Genomic DNA, 21,995 nt, shown 5'->3' with positions numbered 1-21,995 from the left:
CGAGGAGCACAACGATGAGCATCAACGGGAACGCCGCAGCGTCCAAGCTTTATATTTCCGACGTCACTTTGCGCGATGGAAGCCACGCTATCCGCCATCAATACTCTGTGCCTCAGGTACGTCAGATCGCCCTGGCGCTGGACGAGGCCCGCGTTGACTCCATAGAGGTCGCGCACGGGGATGGCCTTCAGGGTTCGAGCTTCAACTACGGCTTTGGCGCTCACACCGACGTGGAATGGATCGAAGCTGTAGCCGATGTTGTGAAGCACGCCAAGATCGCGACACTCCTGCTGCCAGGCATAGGCACCGTGCATGATCTGCAGGCCGCGTACAACGCCGGCGCGCGCATCGTGCGTGTCGCCACCCACTGCACTGAAGCCGATGTGTCGCGCCAGCACATCGAACTCGCTCGCAAGCTGGACATGGACACGGTGGGCTTCCTAATGATGAGTCACATGTCCTCGCCGCAAGCTCTGGCTGAGCAGGCCAAGCTCATGGAAAGCTACGGCGCGACCTGCTGCTATGTCGTCGATTCCGGCGGCGCGATGAACATGAACGATGTTCGAGATCGTGTTCTCGCGCTGCGTGAAGTCTTGCAGCCGGAAACTGCCATTGGGATTCATGCGCATCACAATCTCAGCCTCGGCGTGGCCAATTCCATCGTGGCCGTAGAAGCAGGCGCTATCCGTGTCGACGCAAGCCTGGCTGGCATGGGCGCGGGTGCCGGGAATGCGCCGTTGGAGGTATTCATCGCCGCCGCGGAACGCATGGGCTGGCAGCATGGTACGGACCTGTACAGATTGATGGATGCCGCCGATGACATCGTTCGCCCTCTGCAAGATCGTCCAGTGCGTGTTGATCGAGAGACGCTCGCGCTCGGCTATGCCGGTGTCTACAGCTCATTCCTGCGGCACGCCGAGGCCGCCGGTCACAAGTATGGTCTGAAGACGGTCGATATTCTGGTGGAGCTTGGCAAGCGTCGTATGGTTGGTGGGCAAGAAGACATGATCGTCGATGTGGCGCTCGATTTGGCACAACAGACGACAACGTAGCTAGCGGTTAGACGAATGGCATCGGGGAGCAGCTACTCGCTCCGCTCTAGGCGTTTGGGAAAACGCATTACCCATGCCGAACCTATTGAGCCGATCCACAGGAGACTACATATGAAGCTGTATCGGGAGTTCACTACGCAAGAAGAAATCGACCTCCAATGCGACTGCGAGGCGCCCCAGGATATGCGCGCCATCTGGGAATGGGTCACGTCGCACAGCAAGCTGGCGCACAGCAAGCTGGCGCACAGCAAGCTGGCGCGCAGCGAGTTGGACTGCTATCTGGACGAGCGCTTCGGTCCCACCGTGGATGAGACTGTCGACATTTTTCCGTCCAGTCGCACCGGCTCGCCTCTCGTCGTCTTTATCCACGGTGGCTGGTGGAGCTCGACTACCAGCAAGGAATGGAGCCTTATGGCGCGCGGACTTGTACCGCACGGCGTAACCGTGGCGGTGACCAACTACACCTGTGCCCCAAGGCATCGATCGATGAAATCATCCGACAGAGCCGCGCTGCCGTGGCTTGGTTGTACCGTAACGCGCAGCGCTACAACGTTGATCCAGACCGAATTTACGTCGCCGGCCATTCCGCAGGCGGCCATCAAGTCGGCATGATCGCTCTCACTGATTGGCAAGCTGACTATGGTCTACCGCCAGACCTCGTCAAAGGCGATGTCCCTGTTAGTGGACTTTTCGACCTGACACCGTTCCGCTATTCGTGGTTGCAGCCCAAGCTCCAACTAGACCACGACACCATTTTTCGCCAAAGTCCCTTGTTCCATGTGCCGACCGATACCTCGCGATTCCCTCTGGTGATCACCGTCGGCGGCGACGAGCCTCCAGATTTTCAGCGCCAGTCGACTGCCTTTGCCGATGCTTGGCGCGCCGCAGGCGCACAGGTTCGCCAGTTGGATCAGCACAACTGCAACCATTTCACGGCAGTCGCGGGCTTCGAAGATCCGGAGAGCCGGCTCGTGCAGGCTGTGCTGGAGCTGATGGATGGATGAATAGCGCCCCCCGAAACGCTCGGTACCACGACCGATCTGGGCGTGCCGTGCAACTATTCCGGCCACCAACTCGCCCCGTGCTCCGGGCGCCTGATGGCGTCGCGGCAGGGGAAACCGCGCTGTGCTGACGCCGCTCGAAGTGATGCAGGTCATCAGAAGGCCCGCCGTGGTGATGGCGTCCAGCGCTGCGCCGATTCGCTCGAGAAATTTTGCTACTACGCCTACGCCAATTTCAGGCGCTGCGTGCCGCCGCTGCGTTGGTCAGCTAGTCGGCCACCACCGTTTGTATGGCCTGCCAGGCTGGCCAGAGTGAATGCCTCTGCAAGAGCCTGCGCAAGCGCGGCCTTCGGCGATCACAATGCCACAACCAACCAGTCCGCCGCTCGGCGGTATGGCGGTCATGGCTTGATCCATGCATCGCACCTGCTTGGGGTGTTTTGACACAACGCCCCGAAATCGGTATAGTACCAAACCGCTCGGTACGGTCAAACTCAACCACGCCGCCGCTGAGCATCCGAAGTTATGAGGATGCTCGGAATTTATTTGAACTGCTGGTTAACTTTTCTTTTATGTCAAACCGAGCGGTTCGGTACTATTCGTATATTGGGTGAACTTTCATGACGTCACAACCGCTGCTCTCACAACTGCTGCGACAGGCAGGCACGGCACTCTGCACGATCTCCCTGGTCGGTTGCGCGGTTGGTCCTGACTTCGTGAAACCCGACGACAGGCTCGCAGCCGTTCAACTGTCGCCCAGGGCGGACTACGCGCAGGCTCAGGAGACATCCGCCGCGAACTTCCCGTCTTCATGGTGGACGTTGTTCAACGATGACGTACTGGCGGATCTGCAAGCCCGTGCGCAGGCGGGCAACCTGAACCTGCAGATGGCTTCCGAGCGCATCGAGCAAAGTCGGGCGCAGTTGGGGATTGCCTCCTCGCTGCTGCTGCCCAGTGTGGGTGCTTCGGCGGGCTATTCCCGCGAGGCCATCAGCGAGCACGGCAAGTTTGCCGCGTTGGGTGCTCCGACGAGCGCGAGCGACTTCTGGCAGTTGGGATTCGACGCCAGTTGGGAACTCGACCTATGGGGCCGCGCGCGTCGATCGCGCGAAAGCGCCGCGGCCGCCTTCGAGGCCACGGTGTATGAGCGCGAGGCGGCACGCGTGGCCCTGTCCGCCGAGGTGGCCCGTACCTATCTCCAATTGCGCGGCACGCAAGCGCAACTGGACATCACCCGGCAGAACCTGGAGGTTGCCGATCGCACGCTCCGCCTTGCCGAAAGCCGTGAGCGCAATGGCGTCGCCACACGTTTTGAAACCGCTTCGGCGCGCGCGCAACTGGCAACGGTCGAGGCGCTGGTACCCGAATTGGTCCAGCGCCGCAACACGCTGATGAACGTCCTGGCATTGCTGCTGGGAGAGCAGCCGCGCGCCCTCGATGCGCAGTTGCTTGAAGCGATGCCTCTGCCGTCGCTTCCTTCCAATGTGCCGGTGGGCCTGCCCTCCGAATTGGCGCACAGGCGGCCGGACATACAGCGCGCCGAAGCCCAGCTCCATGCTGCGACGGCAGCCATCGGCGTCGCCAAAGCCGATTTCTACCCGCGAATCGGCCTCAAAGGCAGGGTCGGCGTCGAAGCCTTCGAGTTCAACGACCTCGACAGTTGGGATTCCCGGTTCTTCTCCGTCGGCCCCACGGTCTATCTTCCCATCTTCCAGGGCGGGCGTCTGAAGCAGCGCCTGGCGCTGAACGAGGCACGGCAAAGAACTGCCGCCATCGGCTACCGGCAGACGGTGCTGCAAGCCTGGCATGAAGTGGACAACGCCCTGGACGCCTGGGCAGCCCAGCAGAACCGCCATGCCGAGTTGGTGGTTTCGTACGAGCAGAACCAGCAGGCGCTGCATGCTGCCGAGCGCGGCTATCAGGAAGGCGCTGCCGACTACCTGAACGTCCTGGCCGCACAGCGCGGTGTCCTCGCAAGCCAGACCAGCCTCAATGCCAGCGCGACCAACGCCGCGCTCACCCTGGTCAATCTCTACAAATCCCTGGGCGGTGGCTGGGACCCCGGCGCATTCTCTTCCGAGCAGCAGACCGGCGGCGACGCGTCGCTGACGACCGCTGTGTCGTCGGCCACCTCGCAATCGAAGGTTGACCAATGAGCGCCGCAGCGTCGCAGTCGTCGACGGCGCCGCCGCCCGCGGCAACCGCTGCGGCAGCCCCTCCGAAGCGGGCGATTGCGGGACTGGTCGGCATCCTCATCGCGGCCATGATGGCCGGACTGAACAACCGCGTGGGCGCGCTGGCACTGGCCGACGTGCGTGGCGCGCTGGGCTTCGGCCTGGACGATGCCTCCTGGCTCACCACCGTCTATAGCGCGGGCGAAGTGATCGCCATGCCATTTTCAGCGTGGTTCGCCGTCACGCTTTCAGTGCGCCGCTTCGAGTTGTGGATGATTGGCACGTGCACTTTGCTGGCGGTGTGCATCCCCTTCATCCATGACCTCGATCTGCTGCTGGCCATGCGGTTTCTGCAGGGCATCGCCAGCGGCACAATGATTCCCGTGCTGATGATGGCGGCGTTGAAGTTTCTGCCGCCCCCCATCCGACTGCACGGACTGGCGCTGTATGCACTGACGGCCACCTTCTCGCCCAATCTCTCGATCTGGCTGGCGGGGCAATGGACGGATGGCCTGTTCGATTGGCGCTGGGTGTACTGGCAGATTCTTCCGCTCGCGGCGATTGCCGCCTTGACGATCGGATGGGGCCTGCCCAAAGACCCCATCCAGACAGACCGTTTCCCGCAGGCCAACTGGCCCGGTATGGCCTTCGGCGCACCGGCATTCGGCCTGATTGCCGTCGCCTTGGATCAGGGCGTTCGGCTGGACTGGTTCAATTCACCCCTCATCGTCGTCTCGCTGGTGGCCGGGCTGACGCTGCTGGGGGCCTATCTGCTAACGGAGTGGTATCACCCCACGCCGTTCATCAAGTTGCAGATGCTCAGCCGCCGCAACCTGGCGCTGGGCTTCACCTTGTTCATCTGCCTTCTGGTCGTGCTGACCTCCGGCGTGATGTTGCCAATGACCTTTCTCGGGCCACTGCAGAGCTACCGACCGCTTCAGATGGCACCGATCGGGCTGATCGTCGCGCTGCCTCAACTCGCCCTGGGTTCCGTGGTGGCGCTGTTCCTGTACCGGAAATGGGTCGATGCCCGATTCGTGTTCGCGGGCGGCCTGCTATTGATCGGCCTGGCGTGCTTCCTTGGCGCGCAACTGACTTCCGACTGGAACCGCGACCAGTTCGTGCTGACGCAGACGCTGCAAGCCTTTGGCCAGCCCATGGCGGTCGTCTCGCTGCTGTTCCTGGGTACCAGTGTCGTGCACCCCAGCGAAGGCCCGTATGTGTCGGGGAACATCAACACGCTGCGCGCCCTGGGGTCGCTAATCGGGGGCGCCGTGGTTGGGCAACTTGTGACCGTGAGTCAGCGGGTCCACGCGGAAATGCTGCTGGATCACGCTGCATTGGTAGGCAACTCCGTTCCGCTTGCCCTGGAGCCCGCTCAACTGATGGGAGTCATCGCCCAGCAGGCACTGGTACTGTCGGTCGCGGATGCCTATCGCGTCCTGGGCGTCTTGGCGCTGGTGATGGTCCCCTTCGTATTGCGACTGACCTACATTCCCGCTCCCATTTTGCAGGCCCCCGCTTCGCAATCCACATCGTCGTCCCAAGGATAGTTCCGCCATGGCCATGCCGAAAAAAGCCAAGATCACCAGTGCCGTGCTGCTCCTCGCAGTGGCAGTGGGCTGTGTCATTTATCTGAATCGCCCCGAATCCAGCGCATCGACCCAATCCACGGACGACGCCTATGTACAGGCCGATTTCACCCTCGTCGCCCCCCAGGTGTCGGGAGTGATCGGCAAGGTGCTGGTCGAAGAAAACCAACCAGTGAAAGCCGGGGATCTGCTTGCGGCCATCGACGATCGAGACTTCATCGTTGCGGTGGACGCGGCAAAGGCACAAGTCGCCGCCGCGAAGGCCAGCGTCGCGGGGCTTGCCGCGCGCGTGGCGCAGCAGGAGACCGCCATACGTCAGGCTCAGGCGACAGTCGCGGTGGACGACGCAGAACTCAAATTGGCAGAGGCCAACCAAAGGCGTTATCGGAACCTGGCTTCAGACGGATCAGGTTCGATCCAAGCGCGCCAACAGGCCGAGGCGCAGTTGGCCATTCGGCTGGCCAGCCGAGACAGGAACCGCGCGGGCCTGCAAGCGGCACGGCAACAGACGGACATCCTCAAAGCCGATCTTGAAAAAGCCAAGGCTGCACTTTCCCAAGCGCAGGCGGCGCAGGACGCGGCGGAGTTGAAGCTCTCCTATACCCAAATCACAGCGCCCATCAGCGGCCTCATCGGTCAGAAGTCAGTGCGCGTCGGCGCATTCGTGAATGCTGGCAAGCCGCTGGTGGCGGTGATCCCGCTCGATGCGGTCTACATCACGGCCAACTTCCGCGAAACGCAATTGGCACGTGTGCAGCCAGGGCAGTCGGTGGACATCAAGGTGGACGCCTTGCCGGGGGCCGTACTGAAGGGCACCGTGGAGAGCCTCGGACCGGCCAGTGGCGTCAGCTACTCGGCCGTCGCGCCACACAACGCCACGGGCAACTTCACCAAGATCGTCCAGCGCCTACCCGTGCGCATTCGCATTGACCCCGACCAGCCTGGTGCCGCGAATTTGCGCGTCGGTATGTCCGTGACGCCGAGGATCCACATCGGTGAATAGCGCCATTCGTCCAGCATGAGGAGCCATACAAATGAGGCAATACCGATATCGCGTAACTGTGGAGCAGTTGACTGATTCGCATGGCATCCCCAGCGATCGCAAGCCTCTGCAATTTGAGGCCGGAAATCATGACGACATCATCTCCGTCGTGACATGGCTTCGCAGCAGAGGTGACTTCAGTAGCCAAGATGACGCGGCGGCATTTGCGGTCGGGTTGAAGCTGTTTGCCTGGGCGATCCTGGCAAACAAGGATAACCCGCTTCTGTCTTCGTTCCTGCCGCATCTATATCAGTTCGTGAAGGAGCTAAAGGCTGGGTCGAAGACGGACCGATGACCCAGCTGCTCGCGCAACAAAGGATATGAAGGGACGCTGGGTCATGACACCTTGCTCAGAAACCACAGATAGGCTCGCCGGACTGAGGACCTGCAACGGTGGTGGGCATCGCGGCACTGTCATTGAACACGGCGTGCGCATTCTCTTTGGCACGGCCGTAGGTGCTCTGCCGGCTGTTTCTGCGGCCCAGGCTCGCTTTGTCGACGCGAAGATGTATGTGCAGGCTGGAGCGACTTCTTTGCAAGGCGACGCAACACGCGCAATGAACGTGGGCGTGATGGTGCCTTCTGGCCTCTTCAAGGGCATCAGTCGTGATGCGGGTCCGCTGACCCTGCATTGGGATCTATGGGGTGGCCATTGGAGGTCGCACCATGCTGATGGCACAACAGGCGGCTATTCCCAGCTTGGAGCCCTGATGGCTTGGCGCTACCAGCCCGCCGGACCGAAATCTCCTTGGTTCTTTGAGGCAGGCCTGGGAGGGAGCGTCTTGGACGGTCTCTACAACTCAGGGCAGCGTCGATTCAGCACGGCCTTCCAGTTCACGGAAGTGCTGGCAATTGGCTACCGCTTTGGGCCGGAAAAGGCCTACGAGGTTTCCTTGCGTGTACAGCACTTCTCGAATGCCGGCATCAAGAAACCCAATCCGGGTGAGAACTTTATGTCCTTGCGCTTCTCTCTCCCGTGGTGAAGGCGGCCGGGCATACTCGGGTGCCTGCGGTGGCACATACTAGGCCCGCCATGAGCGCCGAGAAGACGGCGCTCGTTCTGTCCGGTGGCGGTGCACGCGCTGCCTACCAGGTTGGCGTGTTGCAGGGTCTGGTGAGATTGCGCCGCGAACGTCTGGGCGACGGGGCTCCGAACCCATTCGGCATCCTATGCGGTACTTCGGCAGGTGCAATCAATGCCGCCGCTTTAGCCTGCCGGGCAGACTCCTTTGATGCGGGCGTGGAGACAATCGCCGCAGTTTGGCGAAACTTTCGCGCTGATCAGGTGTATCGCACCGATGCGCTTGGTATCGCCCGCAGCGGTGCACAGTGGCTGAGCGCGATTTCGGTAGGCTGGATGTTGGCGCGCTGGCGCAAAGAAGGGCCACGTTCGCTGCTGGACAATGAACCTTTGGCCGAACTGCTGCGACATTGGGCGCCGCTGGAACTGCTACCGCGCATGCTGGCCGAGCGTCATCTGCACGCGCTGGCGCTAGGCGCGTCCAGCTACACCAGCGGCGAACACCTCACCTTCTTTGAGGCCACCGGCGACATGACGGGCTATGAACGCTCGCAGCGGCTGGCCGTACCCATGCGACTGGGGCTGGAGCACCTGCTCGCTTCGGCGGCGATCCCCTTCGTATTTCCAGCACAGCGTATCGAGCATGCGGAGCACGCCGGCTGGTACGGCGACGGCTCGATGCGGCAAACCTCACCGATCTCGCCGGCGATCCATCTCGGTGCGCAGCGTATGCTCATCGTTGGTGCCGGTCGGCTGCATGAACCGCGTGGGCGAATCGTGCGTGATGGCGGTTACCCGACACTGGCTCAAGTTGGTGGGCACGTGCTGTCGAACGTCTTTCTCGATTCGCTCGCGGTGGACATCGAGCGTATGGAGCGCGTCAACCGTACCCTGGAAATGATGACGCTGGGGCAGCGCCTGGCCACCTCACTGCGGTCGGTGAAGGCGCTGGTGATCGCGCCAAGCGAGCGCATTGACGACATCGCGGCTCGGCACCAGAAGTACCTGCCGCGAACGGTGCGCGCGCTGTTGCGCGGCGTGGGTTCGTCCAGCGCGAGCAGTGACCTGAGCGGTTCCGCTCTGGCGAGCTACCTGTTGTTCGAGGCTCCTTTCACCCAGGAGGTAATGGCGCTGGGTGAGCGCGACACGTTGGCACAACGGCAGGCAGTCTGTGATTTCTTCGGGTGGCTTTGAGGCGTGCGCTTCACCCCCAAGCCGAGGCACTTCCAGGAAAGGCGTTGGCAGACCATTCGCGCAGTGGAACGCACCCCATATGGCGCTTCGAGGGCAAGGGATTTCCGATCGACGTGCCCGTGCGTAGCCGCAAGGAAGCGTCCGAAGGTCCGCCGCTGATCCAGGCGCATGGCTTTGGCGTGATCTATGTGCCCTCGCTGGTGGTGCAGCCGCAGAGGGACCAAGGCGAACTGACGCGGTGTTGCGGGGCTATGGATGCACCGGTATGTGGCTCTCCGCTGCATACTTGGAGCGGCGTCACAACAGCGCCGCGCAGCGGGCGCTGCTGGACGACCTGGAGGCGCGCACCGGCCAGCGCGGGCGGTATGGCGGCAAGGCGCTACGCACGACGTCTAGCACGGGAAGTTCCGCGGCGCCGCCTCGCTGAGCAACTCGGAAGCATTGCCGCTTACCCGCGCAGCGCGGCACTGGCCTCGCGGGGTCTTGGTTCGCTCTTATTTTGCCGTTCTGCGGTCTTCGCGCGCGCGAACGACTTCATAGATGTCCAGGCCGCCCTTGCCACCAGGACGATCAGACACGAAAGTCAGAATCTCGCCGTCCCCAGTGACTGCTGGCATTTGATCTTCATACTTGGTGTTGATCAGCGAGGGCAGAGGCTTGATAGGCTTCTTCCATTGCGACGGGTCCCTGGCATTCGCACCAGCCTCAAATTGCCAGATGTCGCTGCCGCCAACGCCGTCCGGGTAGATCGCCCACACATAGCGATGCTTGGGGTCAATGTGACCATCCATGTCCGGGATGCTGTTCGGCAGGATTCTCGCAGCGCCTGCCTTGCGGGTGAGTCGGTCGAAGCGGGTGACCTTGAAATCGAGATTGACCGGGTTCGCATCCTTCGCAGAAGTGAAGTAGATGTTGGCCTTTCCGTCGTAGTTGGGGCAGGAATCGATTCCTGAACTGTTCGGCCCGCCATCGTTCTCGCAACCGAGATTGACTGGCTGCTCCCATGCCATGTCGTCTCTGATGTTTCTACGGTAGCTGGCATACAGATCGAGTCCACCGCACCCCCCGGGCCGATCGCTTGCGAAGAACAGCCAATGACCATCATCGGATTGGAGCGCGCTGTGATCCGCATAGCCGCTGTTCACGCCCCTGGGCAGCAACTTCGGATCGCCCCAAGGAGAACTGCGTGTTGCGCGGTGGCTTACGTACACGCTATAGCGCGTTGGTGTGCCGTCCTTGCCCATGTACCATCCGTCCTCCGCGTTCGCGGGCGCCACGCCGCCTGGCCGATTCGACGAGAAGTACAAGGTCAGTCCGTCACCCGTGATCGTGGCCCAGCCGTCGTGGTACTCGGTGTTGATCGGTGCGCCGGCGTTCTTGACCATCCAGACGCTATTGGCGGAACCTGGATTGGGTGCGATGCGCTCGGCATGTACCTGTGCTTGAGTGGTGAGCGCAAGCGCCACGAGGCCAAAGGCCGCGGCCGCAGGACGGGACTTGAGAATAGACAAGATTGTTCTCGCGGACACGGATGTCTCCTTTCTCGGTAAATTCACTCATTCGCCTTGGGTGTTGTATTCGGTGGGGTCGGCCTGGAAGCTGTGAACGCGGGTCGCCGGCTTCGAATTCCACAGCAGCCGAACGACATCGGGGCGGGAATAGTGTCCGGTGGGGTCATATGCCGCCTTGGCCACGCCGATGAAGCCAAGATCTACATCGGCGTAGAGCAAGCCCTCTTGCGTCTCCGGAAACGGCTCGCACAGCGGCTTGGCGTCCGGACCGAAGATCTGCGCGAATCCCCCACCTTCAAGCAGCAGCTGCCGTTTCTGCGGCGTGTCAGCCAGCATCTCCAGCATTTCCTTGGACACCAACGCGCAAGGAGCCAGCACATAGCAGCCGCCCTCGAGCGCATACACTTGGCTTGCAGCCAGATTGGCTTCCGGGCTCAGCTGAAAGGCTGCCCCTCTGTAGACTGAAAAGCTCGGCCAAGCCGCCACATGGATCTGCTCATTCTGCGAATACATGGCGTACTTGCTGAGCGGTTGAATGTGCTCGGCGCAAGACAGTGCGCCAATGCGGCCGATGCTCGTTTGATGCACCGAAAGATGGCTTCCATCGCCCTCGCCGTAGACAGTCCTTTCGGCATGCGTTGGCTTGAGCTTTCGACGGGTGCTCACGACTCGCCCTTCATCGTCGATGATGGCTTGAGCAATGTACAGCGTACCGTCCTGACGCTCGCAGAACCCGAGGACAACGAATATCCTGTGCTCGGCAGCAGCAGCGCATAGGCGTTCCCACTGCGGACTTCCCACCAACAGGGCATTCTCGAAATGCCTCTGGACAAACTGCATGCCCCATGCAGGCGAGTCGAGCCAGATCCACCACGGGTACCCCGGAAGCCAGACCTCGGGAAACGCAATCAGCTTGGCGCCGTTTTTCGCGGCTTCTTCAATAAGGCGGACCGCCTTCTCGACGCCCTTGTCCAAATTAAGAAACTCTGGGGCCGCCTGAACGGCGGCGACCTTGTACTTGGCAATTTCAGAAGTTGTCATCTAGATGTCCTATCTGAAGTAAATGGAGTTCCGCTACAGCCGCGGCTGGCGTTGATCAGGCGGAGAGCACTCGAACAACGCGGGGGACCTTGAATTTGGCAAGGCGCATCCCGAGTTCGGCGCGAATGCGCTGCGTCCATTCCTCGTCGGAGGCTTGCGAGTCCTCGGTCACCAGTTCAGCAACCAGCGTGATGCCCCAAGGTGGCATGTCCTCGCCTGTAACGCGTGCCTGACGAATCCCGGGAATTGCCATGAGAGCCTCTTCGATCTCCTCGGGATAGATGTGGTATCCAGCGCAATTGATCTGGCGATCAGATCGTCCCAAATGGAACAGGAACCCGTCGCCGTCTCGACGGACGATGTCGCCTGTGTGGCACCAGCCGTCGTTGTCGGCGAACTCCTTGACGACGGTATCGGCACGAACGCACAGTTCCCCTTCGGCTGGGCCGTCATGATGTCCGCCGACGGTGACTTCGATGCCGGCGATCGGGCGTCCGCAGCTGTTCATTCGGTCTTCGCGCAATCTGCCGTCGTGGCAAAGCTCGTCCCCACGCAGGATCGACAAGGGCCAGCCTGCTTCCATGCGACCATAGATCTGGTGCAGCGAAGGCCCGAACGCATCGATCGCTATCTGCAACTCATCGACGCCCAGAGGTGCACCGCCATAGACGACCCGACGAAGACGGTGCAGCGGGTACATGTCCACGCCTTCAGCGGCACTGATCCGCTTGACCATTTCTGAGATCAACACCACGGAAGTCACTTTGTGATCCGAGATCGCCCGCAAGACGGTGGCGACATCGAAGCGAGGGAGTACGACTTGCGGCAGGCCCATGGCGATGAAAGGAAATGTCCCGATCTGACAAGTCCCATGAATGATCTGCTGGGTCGTAAGAAAGTGGTCGTCGCCGCTAACGGGAGCGCCGTATGCGCCCGTCATGAATAGACGCATGCTCGTCGTCAGCGATGCAGCCCAGTTCCGGTACGACATCGTGACAGCCACCAGCTCGCCGTTTGTGATCTGCCTTGGGTAGACGACGGCAGGTTCGTCGCGAACCCACTCACCGGGCGAGAGAGCCGTCCCCTCCAGTGGCGTTGCGTCGCTGTGCACCAGCGCATCGCCTCCGAGCAGATCTGCGTGCTCCGGATCGGCGACGATGCGGTCGACCCCTGCCGCCAGAAAGAGCTTGCGCGCTTCGTCCACCGCTAGGGCGGGATCGGCGGCTACGCGGACCGCCCCCAGCCACTCCACGGCGAGAAATGCTTCGACGGCAGCGATGCTGTTCGAATACCAAAGGCCGATGCGCTTCCGGCGCAGGCCACGCTCTGCCAGATTGCCAGCCAATGCAGCCACGACCGCAGCCAGTTCGAAACCCGTCTTTCCGCTGCCATCAACTCTAGAGAGGATGCGCTGGTGGCCTGCGCGCATCAATCCATGGTGGGTGAGCTGTCCTGCGATCAGCTGCATGTCAACCCGCATGCCGTGCCGTGAGCTGCGCCTGCAGGTCGGCGCGTCTAACCTTCGCGCCGGAGAGCACGGTCGGCAGCTCGTCCAGGATGAACACGGCGTGCAGTGTCTCGTGGGGCTTTAGTCTCTTACAACCGGCAAGACGGATTTCGGCTGCCATGGCGTCGCCGGATTCGGCGCCGGGACGCAGCGCGACGCCCGCCACCAGGCGATCCACCCCGCCGATGCGCACCGCGACGACGCCGCACTGCCGCACGCTCGGGTGCGCAAGGATCTGTTCTTCGACCGTATGTGGGTAGACGGTGCGGCCGTTGATGTTGATGACGTCGGTGCAGCGATCGACGTAGTAGGCGAAACCACACTCGTCCATGTAGGCCAAATCGCGGGGTTTGAACCAGTCATTGGCGTCGAGTGCTGAAAGATCCAGCCGGTCTACGTAACGACCGCGAGACATTGGACTGCGTGCGCGGATCTCGCCAACTTCGCCCGGCGCCTGCCGTTCGCCGAGATCATTGACGACGTCCAGCTGAAATAGGAACGACGCGGGTCGGCCGATGCTTCCCCAGCGGCGTTCATCGTCCTCTACATCGCTCCACAGCAACCGCGTCGCGACGCCTCCCATCTCAGTGACACCGTACGCATGGCACCACACGTCGCCCAGCAACCGGCTGGTCCGTTGCAGCAGCTCGGGCGTGGCAAAGAAGACGATCAGCCTGCGCAGGCAGTGCTCGATGCCGCCGCGCGATTCGATTTCGTCGAGGAGCTGAGGTAGCAGGGGGCCTGGCACGAAGGCATTGGTGACCCCGTGTCGCACGATTGCATCGACCACCCTCCCTGGATCGAACCGCTCGTCGTCCAGTATCACGTTCCGGGCTCCCCGGACGAGGTGCGGGTAGAGATTGTGTGCACCGCTGCACCATTGCAGAGAATGGAAATGCAGGCACACGTCGTCCTTGGAGAGAGAGCCCGCGTTGGGACCAAAGGAGTCCAGGTGCTCCAGATTCTGCGAGACCATCGCCAGCCATGCGCGGTGGGACATTTCCCAGAGCTTGGGCATGCCAGTAGTGCCGCTCGTCGGCTGAAGATAGTAGGGAGCGTCATCGTCCACCTCGAAGTGCGGCTCCTCGTCACTCGCTTGATCTAGCAGAGTGGCAAAGGGAGTCGCCCATCCAGGCACCTCGTGTTCTGCACCGATGCCGACCAGATGGAGGGCCTTGAGCGCGTCGAGATGCTCGGCGATCGCCTGCGCGAACCGCACATCGAACACCAGAACCCGCGCCTTCGCGGCACGTAAAGTCGCGATGTGAGTCTGGATCGGGAGATGCGCATGCAAGGCGACGCGAGGAAATCCGAACTTGTCGAAACCGAGCCAGCAGTGAACAATTTCCCTTCGGTTGTACGACAAAACCCCGATGGCGCTGCCCCGCGGGATTTTTAGTCGATCAGCGATTGCGGAACCAGCCTTGTTCGCCTGCCTGTTGAGTTCAAAGTATGTTTCCTGTCCGTCGTCCGTCACCAGTGCGGTGCGTTCGGCATACTGCGTTGCCGCAGTCGCGATGGCCAGTCCCGGCTCGATCTTCATGTCTTCCTCTCGTGGTAGTTCGTCCTATTTGCCGTTTTCGCTACGACTGACGCCGATGCCTCTGCACTTCGGCATGTGTCTGCGTTCAGGCGCCCGACGGACATGCGGGACCCCGTGCAAGACCTATGTGTCGCTGCGGGCATCGCAATGTAGGATGCAAAAGCCACAAAAGTTTTCCTCCTAGCGCAGCGTTTCTTGTCCTGGAGTGCAATATGCAGACGAGCTCCTGCTTCACCACGGACGGGATGGCGATGGCGGATCGCCTCCCGTACTGGAACGAGGTCGTTTCGAGTACGTTCATCCCGTCGAGCGTGCAGCCTCCCCGTGCAGGCGAGTTCCGAGCAAGCCTGCACAACGAGCGACTGGGCGAGGCGGAGCTTACGGTTGTTCGCGCTTCGCCACAGCGCGTGGCGAGAACCAGCGCACTGATCCGCCTGTCGAGCGATGAATGCCTGATGTTCGGCTTTGCGCCCAAAGCCCGATGGAAAGTCAGCCAGCACGGCCGAACTGTCCAGGTTGCACCGATGCAGTTCGTGCTCTACGACTCGAACTATCCCTTCGAGCTTGAGTTCGACGAGGACTTCGACCTGCATGTGCTGCAGTTGCCGCACGCAAGTCTTGCGTTTGCTGGGAGCAGGCTTTCGGATGTTGCGGGCAGGCCGTTCGACGCAGTGTCAGGCGCGGGTAAGTTGCTGGCGTCCTTGATCGAGGAGGTCCGCAGCGGCCATACGTCTTCCGGAGTGATTGCCAGGACATCGCTTGGCAGCGTCGCAGTCCATCTGGCAACCTCGATGGTTTCCGAGTTGCTCGAGCTTCGAACCGATGAGGCCAACGAGCGCGAACTCCGGCTGCTCAGGGTGAAATCGTACATTGAGTTGAACCTGGCCAACCCGAGGCTCGACCCGCATGCGATTGCATCGGCCAACGGAATGTCGGTACGCACGCTGCATGGGCTCTTCAGCGCCGAGGAACTGGGAGTGTCGACCTACGTCACCCATCGGCGTCTTCTGCGGTGCAAAGAGGACCTCGGCAATGCGATGCACTCGTCGCTGTCCGTGGCCGGGATCGCGATGCGATGGGGTTTCTGGAATAACGCCTACTTCAGCCGCGCATTCAAGCGGATGTTCGGCATTTCGCCGCGCTCATACCGGATTGGTCGGAGACCGTAGCACGACTCCAGCCCGGTGCTCGCAGCGCTGCAAACGAGCGATAACGGCGTCAGAAAAATGCGTGCGCCGCCTAGTAGGTCTGCATCGGGGTCGCGTCGCGGCCTCCAAGTGAGTGCTGCGGGCGACGCTCTTGCGCCAGCTCGAGCGTGAGCTCGGCTCAGGTGCGAGTGCCGGCAGGTTAAATGTCAAGGGCGCTTGCCGGACTCGCGACCGGATTGCGCAGTGTCACGATCTCTTCAGCCAAAGTCGGATGGATGCCGATAGTGCTGTCAAATACGGCTTTGGTAGCCCCGGCCTTTATGGCCACTGCGAACCCCTGCACAATCTCGCCTGCGTCCTGGCCAACAATATGCAGGCCTACGACGCGGTCGCTGGCGGTATCTACCACCAACTTGACCAGGGCGCGCTCGGTGCTGCCCGACAGAGTGTGCTTGAGCGGCCTGAACGCGCTTCGATACACCGCCACTTCCCCGAATTCTTCGCGCGCCTGCGCCTCGCTGTATCCCACGGTTCCGATGCTGGGGTCCGTGAAAACGGCCGTGGGAATGAAGTCGTAGCGCATCTTGCGTTGTCCTTGCCCAAAGTGTCCGCGCCGAAGTAAATCTGAGCCACCGGGGGTGCGGCGGATTTCTTGGACTGGTTATGCCATGAGCCCCAGGCTCTTGCGATATTCAACAGGGCTGAGAGCGCCCAGTGAGATCTTGATCCGTTTCTCGTTGTACCAGCGGATGTATGCGTCCAGGGCCTGGGTGAACTGCTCGATGCTCGCGGCTTTCCCGTCTCGAGGGTAGAACATTTCCGTCTTCAGCCTGCCGAAGAAGCCCTCGCAGGCGGCGTTGTCAGGCGAGCACCCTTTGCGTGACATCGAACGAATCGTAAGCCGTCAATTGACCACGCCCTTGTTCAGGGAGCGATGAGCTGTGAGGCTACGTGCCCATGTATATAGCACCATGAAGCGGCCCCGATTCCCGTTTCACGGCCGTGGTTCTGTGAGGGACAACGGTTTGCTATCGAGGTCAAGTTGAAGCGCGTCCTGATTGCACAATTGCGGCAGGCGCAATAAGGCATGTATCTCGCTTTGTTTGAGCGCCTCCGTCAATTCCGCAAGCGCGGAGCGCCAATGAGACTTCAACTCGTCTATCGCCTTGTTTCCGCGCTCAGTCAGAACAATTTCGATCACTCTTCGATCGTGCGGGCGATCGGCGCGCTCTTGCGCCGCTCTCTGGCTCATGCCCTTCTTCTCAAGCCGATCTAACAGCCTCGTCACCGAAGATGAATCGACTGCCAACGACTTGCCTAATAACTGCTGCGGCAACAGGCCGTGGTGCGGCTGGTATGAATGAATAACTGTGCGCCCGGTTCGTCCTCTAGTTCCTTGATTGCACGCGACAGCGGCGACTGTTCGATGTGCAGTCGTTCGGCCGCTTGCGCGAAATGCAGTCTTTCGGCTACAGCTAGAAAGCAGCGCAAATACCGCAGTTCTATAGTGGCACCTACGCTTTTTCACGGATGTATTTTGTATGGCGACGATAGGATGCTCGCACCTGTCCGACCACGACGATCAGCACGATACCCATAAGCAGGCTCTGCGACGCAATACCACGGACAGCGCCCATATGATCCGCCGCTATACCGGCAATCCACGGCGTTACACCAGCTATCAGGTAGCCCCCAGATTGTGTCAAGCCACTTAGGCGTGTTGCTTCACTGCGGGACGAAGAAAATTCAAGCGGGAGAAGCAACGCAATTGGGAATAAGCCACCTGTCGCAACGCCAAGAAGCACGGCCGCTCCCCAAACTGTCTGTGGAAGCCACCACAGCATAAAGAAGCCAGCGATAGCCAAGGCGGTGAAAGTGACCATTGCACCGGCAACGCCCGCACGCAGGGTTCGCATGACAACAGGAAAAAACAGGCTAGTCGATGTCTGTAGTATTAGGAACAGTGCGATCAATGCGCTGCTCGCGTGCTGGGAGAATCCCGAGGCAAGGTACAGGCTAGGCAGCCACGCAACAATCGTGTAGTTGATGCCGGCCTGCAAACCGAAGAACAGCGTCAATGCCGCTACTTCCAGCCGATTTAGCCCATGCTTGTGCCCATGTTGCACATGGGCAGCTTCATGTGCAGCACCTGGCCACATGGCCCACAACACGCCGGCTACAGCCGCAGGGATTGCCCAAAATGCTAGGCCGCCTTGCCAACTCTCAGTGCCGCTAGACAGGAATGGTGTTGCGTATGCAGCAGCGGCAGAACCGACACCCATTGCTGTGGCATACAGCCCCATAGCCGCATGTGTTTTATTGTGAAAGGTCTCTTTAATGAAGCCGCTCAACAGTGGCCGAATGATGGCGTCACCAACACCGACCAATGCTGCGGTCAGAAGGAGAAGGCCATAAGTTTCTGCATGAAGGCGAAGTGCCAAGCCTATCGTTAGCACGGCGAGCGCCACAATCATGGACTTTTTTAGACCAAGATGGCGATCGAAGGCATGGCCGAGCGGTGACAACACACCCATGCAGACAACCGGGATGGCAGTCAACAGGCCCAGGGAGCTACTGCTGATGACAAGTTCCTGCTGGATTTTATCAAGCACCGGGGAAAGTGACGAGATACCGGTACGCAGGCAAAGGCCTGCACCAAACACCATCAACCAGGGCAGCAACAGCTTATATTTCATGCGATTAATTCCTAGCACTAAATAACGATAGGATATCGGTCGCATCCCAGGCGCGCTTTCGATACAATGCCAACATATATCGAGTAGCTGCCAACGGAGATTAGATCGTGATGGCTAGAATCCACAATCGGGATTGGTGTCTTGCCTGCACCTCTTCGCTGAAGGAGTTGCCTCGGCATGTGTATTTTCGTGCATATAGCCTCAAGGGGGGAACCTGTGTCCAGGGCCACGAGCATGTCTGGTGGCAATTTCTATTCGCCCGAAATGGCCTGATGCAGGTGCAAGCGGGGGCGACTACATTGACATTGCCGCCCGACTACGGAGTGTGGATACCTCCTGGCTGTGTTCATACCCTATGGATTGGCGAAGAGGTCGAGTTGGAAAGTTTGTATATCGAACCAACTGCTGTAGCCATACAAGATCAAGAGCCACGGGTGGTAATGGTGGATGAGTTTGTCCGTGCATTCATCCATCACGGCTGTACATCTATACCTGTTAAGTATGATGAAGACGGTGCAGACGGACGAAAGGTTAAAGTGCTGCTAGATTCGTTGCAATCGCTGCCGGATGCCCCGTTTAATCTGCCGTTCCCTACTGAACCTAGACTACTTGAAGTTTGCTTGACAATTCAGAGCGCCCCACATCTAGCCCATACACTCGATGAGTCCGCAGGTCTTGCTCGCATGTCGTCACGTACATTTACTCGACATTTCCTGCGGGCTACGGGTTTGCCGTATCACACATGGCGACAACGCATGCGGCTTCTTGGCTCGCTTGAAATGTTGAGGTCAGACATTACAGTGACAGAGGTGGCATTAACAATTGGCTATTCCACGCCTTCGGCATTTACTCATGCCTTTAAACAGCTATTCGGCAAATCCCCCAGCCGTTTTACAAGACCAGAGCCTAAATAAAAAACGCCGAGACTAAGCAAGCCAAGTATCTACGATTGGGAGGATCGCTGCCGCCCGATCTTCCACGACACACCGCCACCACGCGCCGTCGCGACGATCCGCTGCCCCAGCCGCTGTTCAATCACCGGTCGCCAAGGCACCAGGCTGAATTCCATGCCGTCATCGAGGACGGCATAACGCCGGCTCAAGTCGTGAAAATGGTCAAAAAAAATTGAGAGCACCGGCCTGCCGTCGGCTCAACCGTGAACCGACAGAACACTGCTTCGACGTGCTCAGCCGACGTATCCATCGCCCTGAACCAACACTCGTGCGTCGGTCGCACAATCAACAAATACCCCTGGCCCAGCACATTAGTCAGCTAGGCCTGTTGGACGGTGAAACAGTGCGCAGGAAATGGTTAATCCTCATCGTGCTTCCCATATATTTTCATGAAGATATCTATTCCTCGTCTGACCCGCTGCTTTATCTCATTCGCTTCCATGGGTTGCAGACCGTATTTGTTCCTTGTTGCGCGCTAAATGCTTTGCAAGATTGACAAGTAAGGATTATTCGGCGGTACTTTGCCGAATAAGGGCAGCGGATCACGAAGGAGATAGCCGTGCAACTGGCGTGACTTGCGCGATCCTGTAACGGAGCACGCCCAGACGTTTAGGCCATTGATGTGTTTGCGGTGCAACTGCAATTTCTCGAAACGCTTTTGCACCCATTGCCAATCCTGCTGGCTCTCTTGCTTAGCAAGCATGCCTACCTGCGGGTGCTCTCGTGCGTATCGCTGGAACACGCCTGGGCTGACCAGGTAAGCCGTGTCGCTCACGGTATGCACGAGCGCTTTCGCATCATTGATGATGAGCCGGCGCGAAACGATTCCCTGCTTCAGCCATGCCATGAAATGCTCGCCGGATGGCTGCGCAGTAGCGGACGATGGCGCAGCCGGGGGCACAGGCGATGGTGGTGAAGCTGCAGCCATCGCTGGCATAGGGGCTTCGGATGGTGTTGCGTCGGCCGCATGCGAGGTGGCCTCCTCATCCTGCTGCGTGCCGGACGAATTGCCCATTCCCACCATCGCCAGCATGTCCTCCAACACGTCGGGTACTGTTTGAGTCGCGGGCGACGGTACCGCGACGCTGCTGCTTTCCCATGGTGGCGCTTCTTGGCCTTCCTGGGTCGTTTCCGCGACGGCTGCCGGCTGGGCGACCGACTTATCGTTGGGTACGGCGTCGATCGCCACCGTCCCAGCGAAAGGAACGGGCCGTTCGCCTGGTTCCCATATCAGCGCGGGAGCGAGGCGCAACAGAGTGAACGAGTGGGACCACCCGGTCGCGCTGGTCACGGTCGCGCGCCAGACTGCTTTGCCGTCCGTCGTGGGATGCAACATGCCGTGATCCTGCAGCACGTTGAACACGGCGGTGTTGTTCGCGGGAATGCCGTCAATACCTTGGGACAGCAGATGCGCGCGCAGCTTGTCGGAAACCGTCTTGCTCACCAGCCATAGTGCGTCCTCGGTGAGCCAGCCATCAGAGGCCTCGGGCTGGTTCAGCTTCAACTCTTCCTTGAGCAGATAGCGCAACCCGTCCAGCAGTTTGCGCTGTAGCGCATGCTTGGGCGCGGCCATGGCGCGCGCCGGATCGCCGCCCAGCTCTTGGGCGACGGAGGCGCGGTCGGCCTGCACGACCAGCTCGCCCAGCACCCCGGCGTGCTCGTACTGGCCAGCCAGGACGTAGAGCAACGGCCCCCAAAGGGCGGGGTAGCCACTGAGCCAGTCCAGAAGCTGGGCGTCCAGCAGTTGGCGGTAGAGCAAGCCCGTTGCGGCGCTATGGAGGCGGTACTCGCGGTCCTCGCGGTAGCGGAAGCGGTACGGCTGGCGCAGGGGGCCGTGCCAAGGGTGCCACGTGCTGCCGTCGGCCAGCTCGACGTGGAGATCGACGGCGAGCTTGCCGACGTCGTGCAGCAAGGCCGCGTAGGCGACGGCGGCGGTCCAGGCTTCGGATTGCGCGGCCTGGTCCTCCGGGGTGCTGCCGGCCGGGAGCAGGTGCGATTGACGCAGCTTGAGGGCGTAGGCAACGATCTCCAGTCCGTGGTCCAGCATGCCGCCGGGGTACGCATGGTGATGGGCCTCCGAGGCGGGAAACCGCTGGACCAGCTCGGCGTAGCGCTCCAGCGGTGCGCGATAGAGGGTGGCGAACTGCTTGCGCGACAGCGACGTGCGCTGCCAGATGTGTTCCAGTAGCTTCTGCCGGCGCGGTGTCGCCAGCAGCGAGGCGGCCGACTCGGGCCGCAGCCGCCCTTTCGGGAGGTCGTTGGAGGGCGCTGGCGACGGAGCAGAAGCGACCACGGGCCGTTTTCGCTGGAACAGAGAGAGCATGTGGGTGTCCTAGTGGCGGGCCGACCGGGAGGCCTTTTGCCTTTTCGAGGTAGGGCCTTTCCCCTTGCAGCCCCTTCCATTGCCCTTTCGGCCCTTTGGCCTTTAACCATTTGGATATAGGGCGGCGTGCGCTTGCCGTCCACCACCAATGCGGGTTGCAGCGAGCCGGATTGGTGCGTGAAGGCTCGCTGTTCCCC

The 21,995-nt window shown here is 60.7% G+C and carries 19 protein-coding genes and 3 pseudogenes; 11 read left to right on the top strand and 11 right to left on the bottom strand.

The genetic code is table 11. The features are described 5' to 3' along the window. Positions 1 to 14 precede the first annotated feature (14 nt). The 9 genes from dmpG to PKB_RS17730 all read left to right on the top strand — a co-directional run bounded on the left by dmpG (position 15) and on the right by PKB_RS17730 (position 9,076). Entirely contained in the window at positions 15 to 1,052 is a 1,038-nt protein-coding gene (dmpG, locus tag PKB_RS17765) for a 4-hydroxy-2-oxovalerate aldolase (RefSeq protein WP_011489333.1), read from the top strand. Positions 1,053 to 1,163: 111 nt separating this feature from the next. Further along, positions 1,164 to 1,664 (top strand): alpha/beta hydrolase family protein, encoded by a 501-nt coding sequence (locus tag PKB_RS30180; RefSeq protein WP_049782196.1) that lies wholly within the window; start codon positions 1,164 to 1,166, stop codon positions 1,662 to 1,664. Continuing rightward, positions 1,568 to 2,056 carry an alpha/beta hydrolase gene (locus tag PKB_RS28795; RefSeq protein ID WP_231401701.1) on the top strand — a complete coding sequence of 163 codons (489 nt, stop codon included), beginning with the start codon at positions 1,568 to 1,570 and terminating at the stop codon, positions 2,054 to 2,056. Before PKB_RS30180 ends, PKB_RS28795 begins: the two co-directional genes overlap by 97 nt. Before the next feature lie 617 nt (positions 2,057 to 2,673). Then, on the top strand, positions 2,674 to 4,209 hold the full coding sequence (locus tag PKB_RS17755) for an efflux transporter outer membrane subunit (protein ID WP_011489330.1): 1,536 nt from the start codon (positions 2,674 to 2,676) through the stop codon (positions 4,207 to 4,209). Further along, positions 4,206 to 5,780 (top strand): MFS transporter, encoded by a 1,575-nt coding sequence (locus tag PKB_RS17750; RefSeq protein ID WP_011489329.1) that lies wholly within the window; start codon positions 4,206 to 4,208, stop codon positions 5,778 to 5,780. The genes PKB_RS17755 and PKB_RS17750 overlap by 4 nt, the downstream gene beginning before the upstream one ends. A 7-nt stretch (positions 5,781 to 5,787) precedes the next feature. After that, positions 5,788 to 6,822 carry an HlyD family secretion protein gene (locus PKB_RS17745; protein ID WP_011489328.1) on the top strand — a complete coding sequence of 345 codons (1,035 nt, stop codon included), beginning with the start codon at positions 5,788 to 5,790 and terminating at the stop codon, positions 6,820 to 6,822. Positions 6,823 to 6,853: 31 nt separating this feature from the next. Then, positions 6,854 to 7,156 (top strand): DUF3861 domain-containing protein, encoded by a 303-nt coding sequence (locus PKB_RS17740; protein WP_020205774.1) that lies wholly within the window; start codon positions 6,854 to 6,856, stop codon positions 7,154 to 7,156. 25 nt (positions 7,157 to 7,181) lie between these two features. After that, positions 7,182 to 7,844 (top strand): acyloxyacyl hydrolase, encoded by a 663-nt coding sequence (locus PKB_RS29220; RefSeq protein WP_011489326.1) that lies wholly within the window; start codon positions 7,182 to 7,184, stop codon positions 7,842 to 7,844. Between the two features lie 50 nt (positions 7,845 to 7,894). Next, on the top strand, positions 7,895 to 9,076 hold the full coding sequence (locus tag PKB_RS17730; RefSeq protein WP_038457526.1) for a patatin-like phospholipase family protein: 1,182 nt from the start codon (positions 7,895 to 7,897) through the stop codon (positions 9,074 to 9,076). 494 nt (positions 9,077 to 9,570) lie between these two features. On the opposite strand, the gene PKB_RS17720 is transcribed toward PKB_RS17730, so the two are convergent. From PKB_RS17720 to PKB_RS17705, 4 genes are read right to left on the bottom strand one after another with little or no spacing between them, the layout of a single operon-like run. Beyond that, the gene (locus PKB_RS17720; RefSeq protein ID WP_038457528.1) at positions 9,571 to 10,587 is read right to left on the bottom strand and encodes a PD40 domain-containing protein; all 1,017 of its coding nucleotides are present in this window, start codon (positions 10,585 to 10,587) and stop codon (positions 9,571 to 9,573) included. 45 nt (positions 10,588 to 10,632) lie between these two features. After that, positions 10,633 to 11,628 (bottom strand): carbon-nitrogen hydrolase family protein, encoded by a 996-nt coding sequence (locus PKB_RS17715; RefSeq protein ID WP_011489323.1) that lies wholly within the window; start codon positions 11,626 to 11,628, stop codon positions 10,633 to 10,635. A gap of 55 nt (positions 11,629 to 11,683) precedes the next feature. Continuing rightward, the gene (locus tag PKB_RS17710; protein WP_011489322.1) at positions 11,684 to 13,096 is read right to left on the bottom strand and encodes a class I adenylate-forming enzyme family protein; all 1,413 of its coding nucleotides are present in this window, start codon (positions 13,094 to 13,096) and stop codon (positions 11,684 to 11,686) included. Position 13,097: 1 nt separating this feature from the next. Further along, positions 13,098 to 14,678, bottom strand: a complete 1,581-nt coding sequence (locus PKB_RS17705; RefSeq protein WP_011489321.1) for a class I adenylate-forming enzyme family protein — start codon at positions 14,676 to 14,678, stop codon at positions 13,098 to 13,100. Positions 14,679 to 14,890: 212 nt separating this feature from the next. Between PKB_RS17705 and PKB_RS17700 the strand changes: the two genes are divergently transcribed. After that, the gene (locus tag PKB_RS17700; protein WP_020205777.1) at positions 14,891 to 15,847 is read left to right on the top strand and encodes an AraC-like ligand-binding domain-containing protein; all 957 of its coding nucleotides are present in this window, start codon (positions 14,891 to 14,893) and stop codon (positions 15,845 to 15,847) included. A 178-nt stretch (positions 15,848 to 16,025) separates the two neighbouring features. Here PKB_RS17700 and PKB_RS17695 read toward each other — a convergent pair whose 3' ends face one another. From PKB_RS17695 to PKB_RS17680, 5 genes and pseudogenes are all read right to left on the bottom strand, one after another. Then, the gene (locus PKB_RS17695; protein WP_020205778.1) at positions 16,026 to 16,409 is read right to left on the bottom strand and encodes an NAD(P)/FAD-dependent oxidoreductase; all 384 of its coding nucleotides are present in this window, start codon (positions 16,407 to 16,409) and stop codon (positions 16,026 to 16,028) included. A 78-nt stretch (positions 16,410 to 16,487) separates the two neighbouring features. Next, a pseudogene (locus PKB_RS17690) lies at positions 16,488 to 16,721 on the bottom strand (IS3 family transposase); the annotation flags it as partial. Positions 16,722 to 16,820: 99 nt separating this feature from the next. After that, on the bottom strand, positions 16,821 to 17,078 hold the full coding sequence (locus tag PKB_RS17685) for a MarR family winged helix-turn-helix transcriptional regulator (protein WP_233518771.1): 258 nt from the start codon (positions 17,076 to 17,078) through the stop codon (positions 16,821 to 16,823). Between the two features lie 74 nt (positions 17,079 to 17,152). After that, positions 17,153 to 17,332: pseudogene (locus PKB_RS29215) on the bottom strand (LysR family transcriptional regulator); the annotation flags it as partial. Between the two features lie 8 nt (positions 17,333 to 17,340). Further along, positions 17,341 to 18,522 carry an MFS transporter gene (locus PKB_RS17680; protein ID WP_038457537.1) on the bottom strand — a complete coding sequence of 394 codons (1,182 nt, stop codon included), beginning with the start codon at positions 18,520 to 18,522 and terminating at the stop codon, positions 17,341 to 17,343. A 272-nt stretch (positions 18,523 to 18,794) separates the two neighbouring features. Between PKB_RS17680 and PKB_RS29210 the strand changes: the two genes are divergently transcribed. Continuing rightward, the gene (locus tag PKB_RS29210; RefSeq protein ID WP_197539222.1) at positions 18,795 to 19,436 is read left to right on the top strand and encodes an AraC family transcriptional regulator; all 642 of its coding nucleotides are present in this window, start codon (positions 18,795 to 18,797) and stop codon (positions 19,434 to 19,436) included. 29 nt (positions 19,437 to 19,465) lie between these two features. Here the strand turns inward: PKB_RS29210 and PKB_RS29205 are convergent. Both PKB_RS29205 and mobH read right to left on the bottom strand, forming a co-directional pair. Further along, positions 19,466 to 19,669 (bottom strand): annotated as a pseudogene (locus PKB_RS29205) (DUF3363 domain-containing protein); the annotation flags it as partial. Between the two features lie 281 nt (positions 19,670 to 19,950). After that, positions 19,951 to 21,798: a MobH family relaxase gene (gene mobH / locus PKB_RS17675; protein WP_011489317.1), complete on the bottom strand. Its 1,848-nt coding sequence runs from the start codon at positions 21,796 to 21,798 to the stop codon at positions 19,951 to 19,953. Positions 21,799 to 21,995: the final 197 nt, after the last annotated feature.

The organism is Pseudomonas knackmussii B13 (assembly GCF_000689415.1).
Classification (GTDB): domain Bacteria; phylum Pseudomonadota; class Gammaproteobacteria; order Pseudomonadales; family Pseudomonadaceae; genus Pseudomonas; species Pseudomonas knackmussii.
Note: the sequence above shows the minus strand (reverse complement) of the source record. Positions and strands in the feature narration are given on the sequence as shown.

Excerpts from the sequence above, each read along its gene's own strand:
- PKB_RS17715 (WP_011489323.1), bottom strand. The coding sequence starts at position 11,628 with ATGACAACTTCTGAAATTGCCAAGTACAAGGTCGCCGCCGTTCAGGCG.
- PKB_RS17740 (WP_020205774.1), top strand. The coding sequence starts at position 6,854 with ATGAGGCAATACCGATATCGCGTAACTGTGGAGCAGTTGACTGATTCG.
- PKB_RS29210 (WP_197539222.1), top strand. The coding sequence starts at position 18,795 with ATGCAGGTGCAAGCGGGGGCGACTACATTGACATTGCCGCCCGACTAC.
- PKB_RS17730 (WP_038457526.1), top strand. The coding sequence starts at position 7,895 with ATGAGCGCCGAGAAGACGGCGCTCGTTCTGTCCGGTGGCGGTGCACGC.
- PKB_RS29220 (WP_011489326.1), top strand. The coding sequence starts at position 7,182 with ATGAAGGGACGCTGGGTCATGACACCTTGCTCAGAAACCACAGATAGG.
- PKB_RS17700 (WP_020205777.1), top strand. The coding sequence starts at position 14,891 with ATGCAGACGAGCTCCTGCTTCACCACGGACGGGATGGCGATGGCGGAT.
- PKB_RS30180 (WP_049782196.1), top strand. The coding sequence starts at position 1,164 with ATGAAGCTGTATCGGGAGTTCACTACGCAAGAAGAAATCGACCTCCAA.
- PKB_RS17710 (WP_011489322.1), bottom strand. The coding sequence starts at position 13,096 with ATGCAGCTGATCGCAGGACAGCTCACCCACCATGGATTGATGCGCGCA.
- PKB_RS17685 (WP_233518771.1), bottom strand. The coding sequence starts at position 17,078 with ATGAGCCAGAGAGCGGCGCAAGAGCGCGCCGATCGCCCGCACGATCGA.
- PKB_RS17745 (WP_011489328.1), top strand. The coding sequence starts at position 5,788 with ATGGCCATGCCGAAAAAAGCCAAGATCACCAGTGCCGTGCTGCTCCTC.
- mobH (WP_011489317.1), bottom strand. The coding sequence starts at position 21,798 with ATGCTCTCTCTGTTCCAGCGAAAACGGCCCGTGGTCGCTTCTGCTCCG.
- PKB_RS17695 (WP_020205778.1), bottom strand. The coding sequence starts at position 16,409 with ATGCGCTACGACTTCATTCCCACGGCCGTTTTCACGGACCCCAGCATC.
- PKB_RS17755 (WP_011489330.1), top strand. The coding sequence starts at position 2,674 with ATGACGTCACAACCGCTGCTCTCACAACTGCTGCGACAGGCAGGCACG.
- dmpG (WP_011489333.1), top strand. The coding sequence starts at position 15 with ATGAGCATCAACGGGAACGCCGCAGCGTCCAAGCTTTATATTTCCGAC.
- PKB_RS17705 (WP_011489321.1), bottom strand. The coding sequence starts at position 14,678 with ATGAAGATCGAGCCGGGACTGGCCATCGCGACTGCGGCAACGCAGTAT.
- PKB_RS17750 (WP_011489329.1), top strand. The coding sequence starts at position 4,206 with ATGAGCGCCGCAGCGTCGCAGTCGTCGACGGCGCCGCCGCCCGCGGCA.
- PKB_RS17680 (WP_038457537.1), bottom strand. The coding sequence starts at position 18,522 with ATGAAATATAAGCTGTTGCTGCCCTGGTTGATGGTGTTTGGTGCAGGC.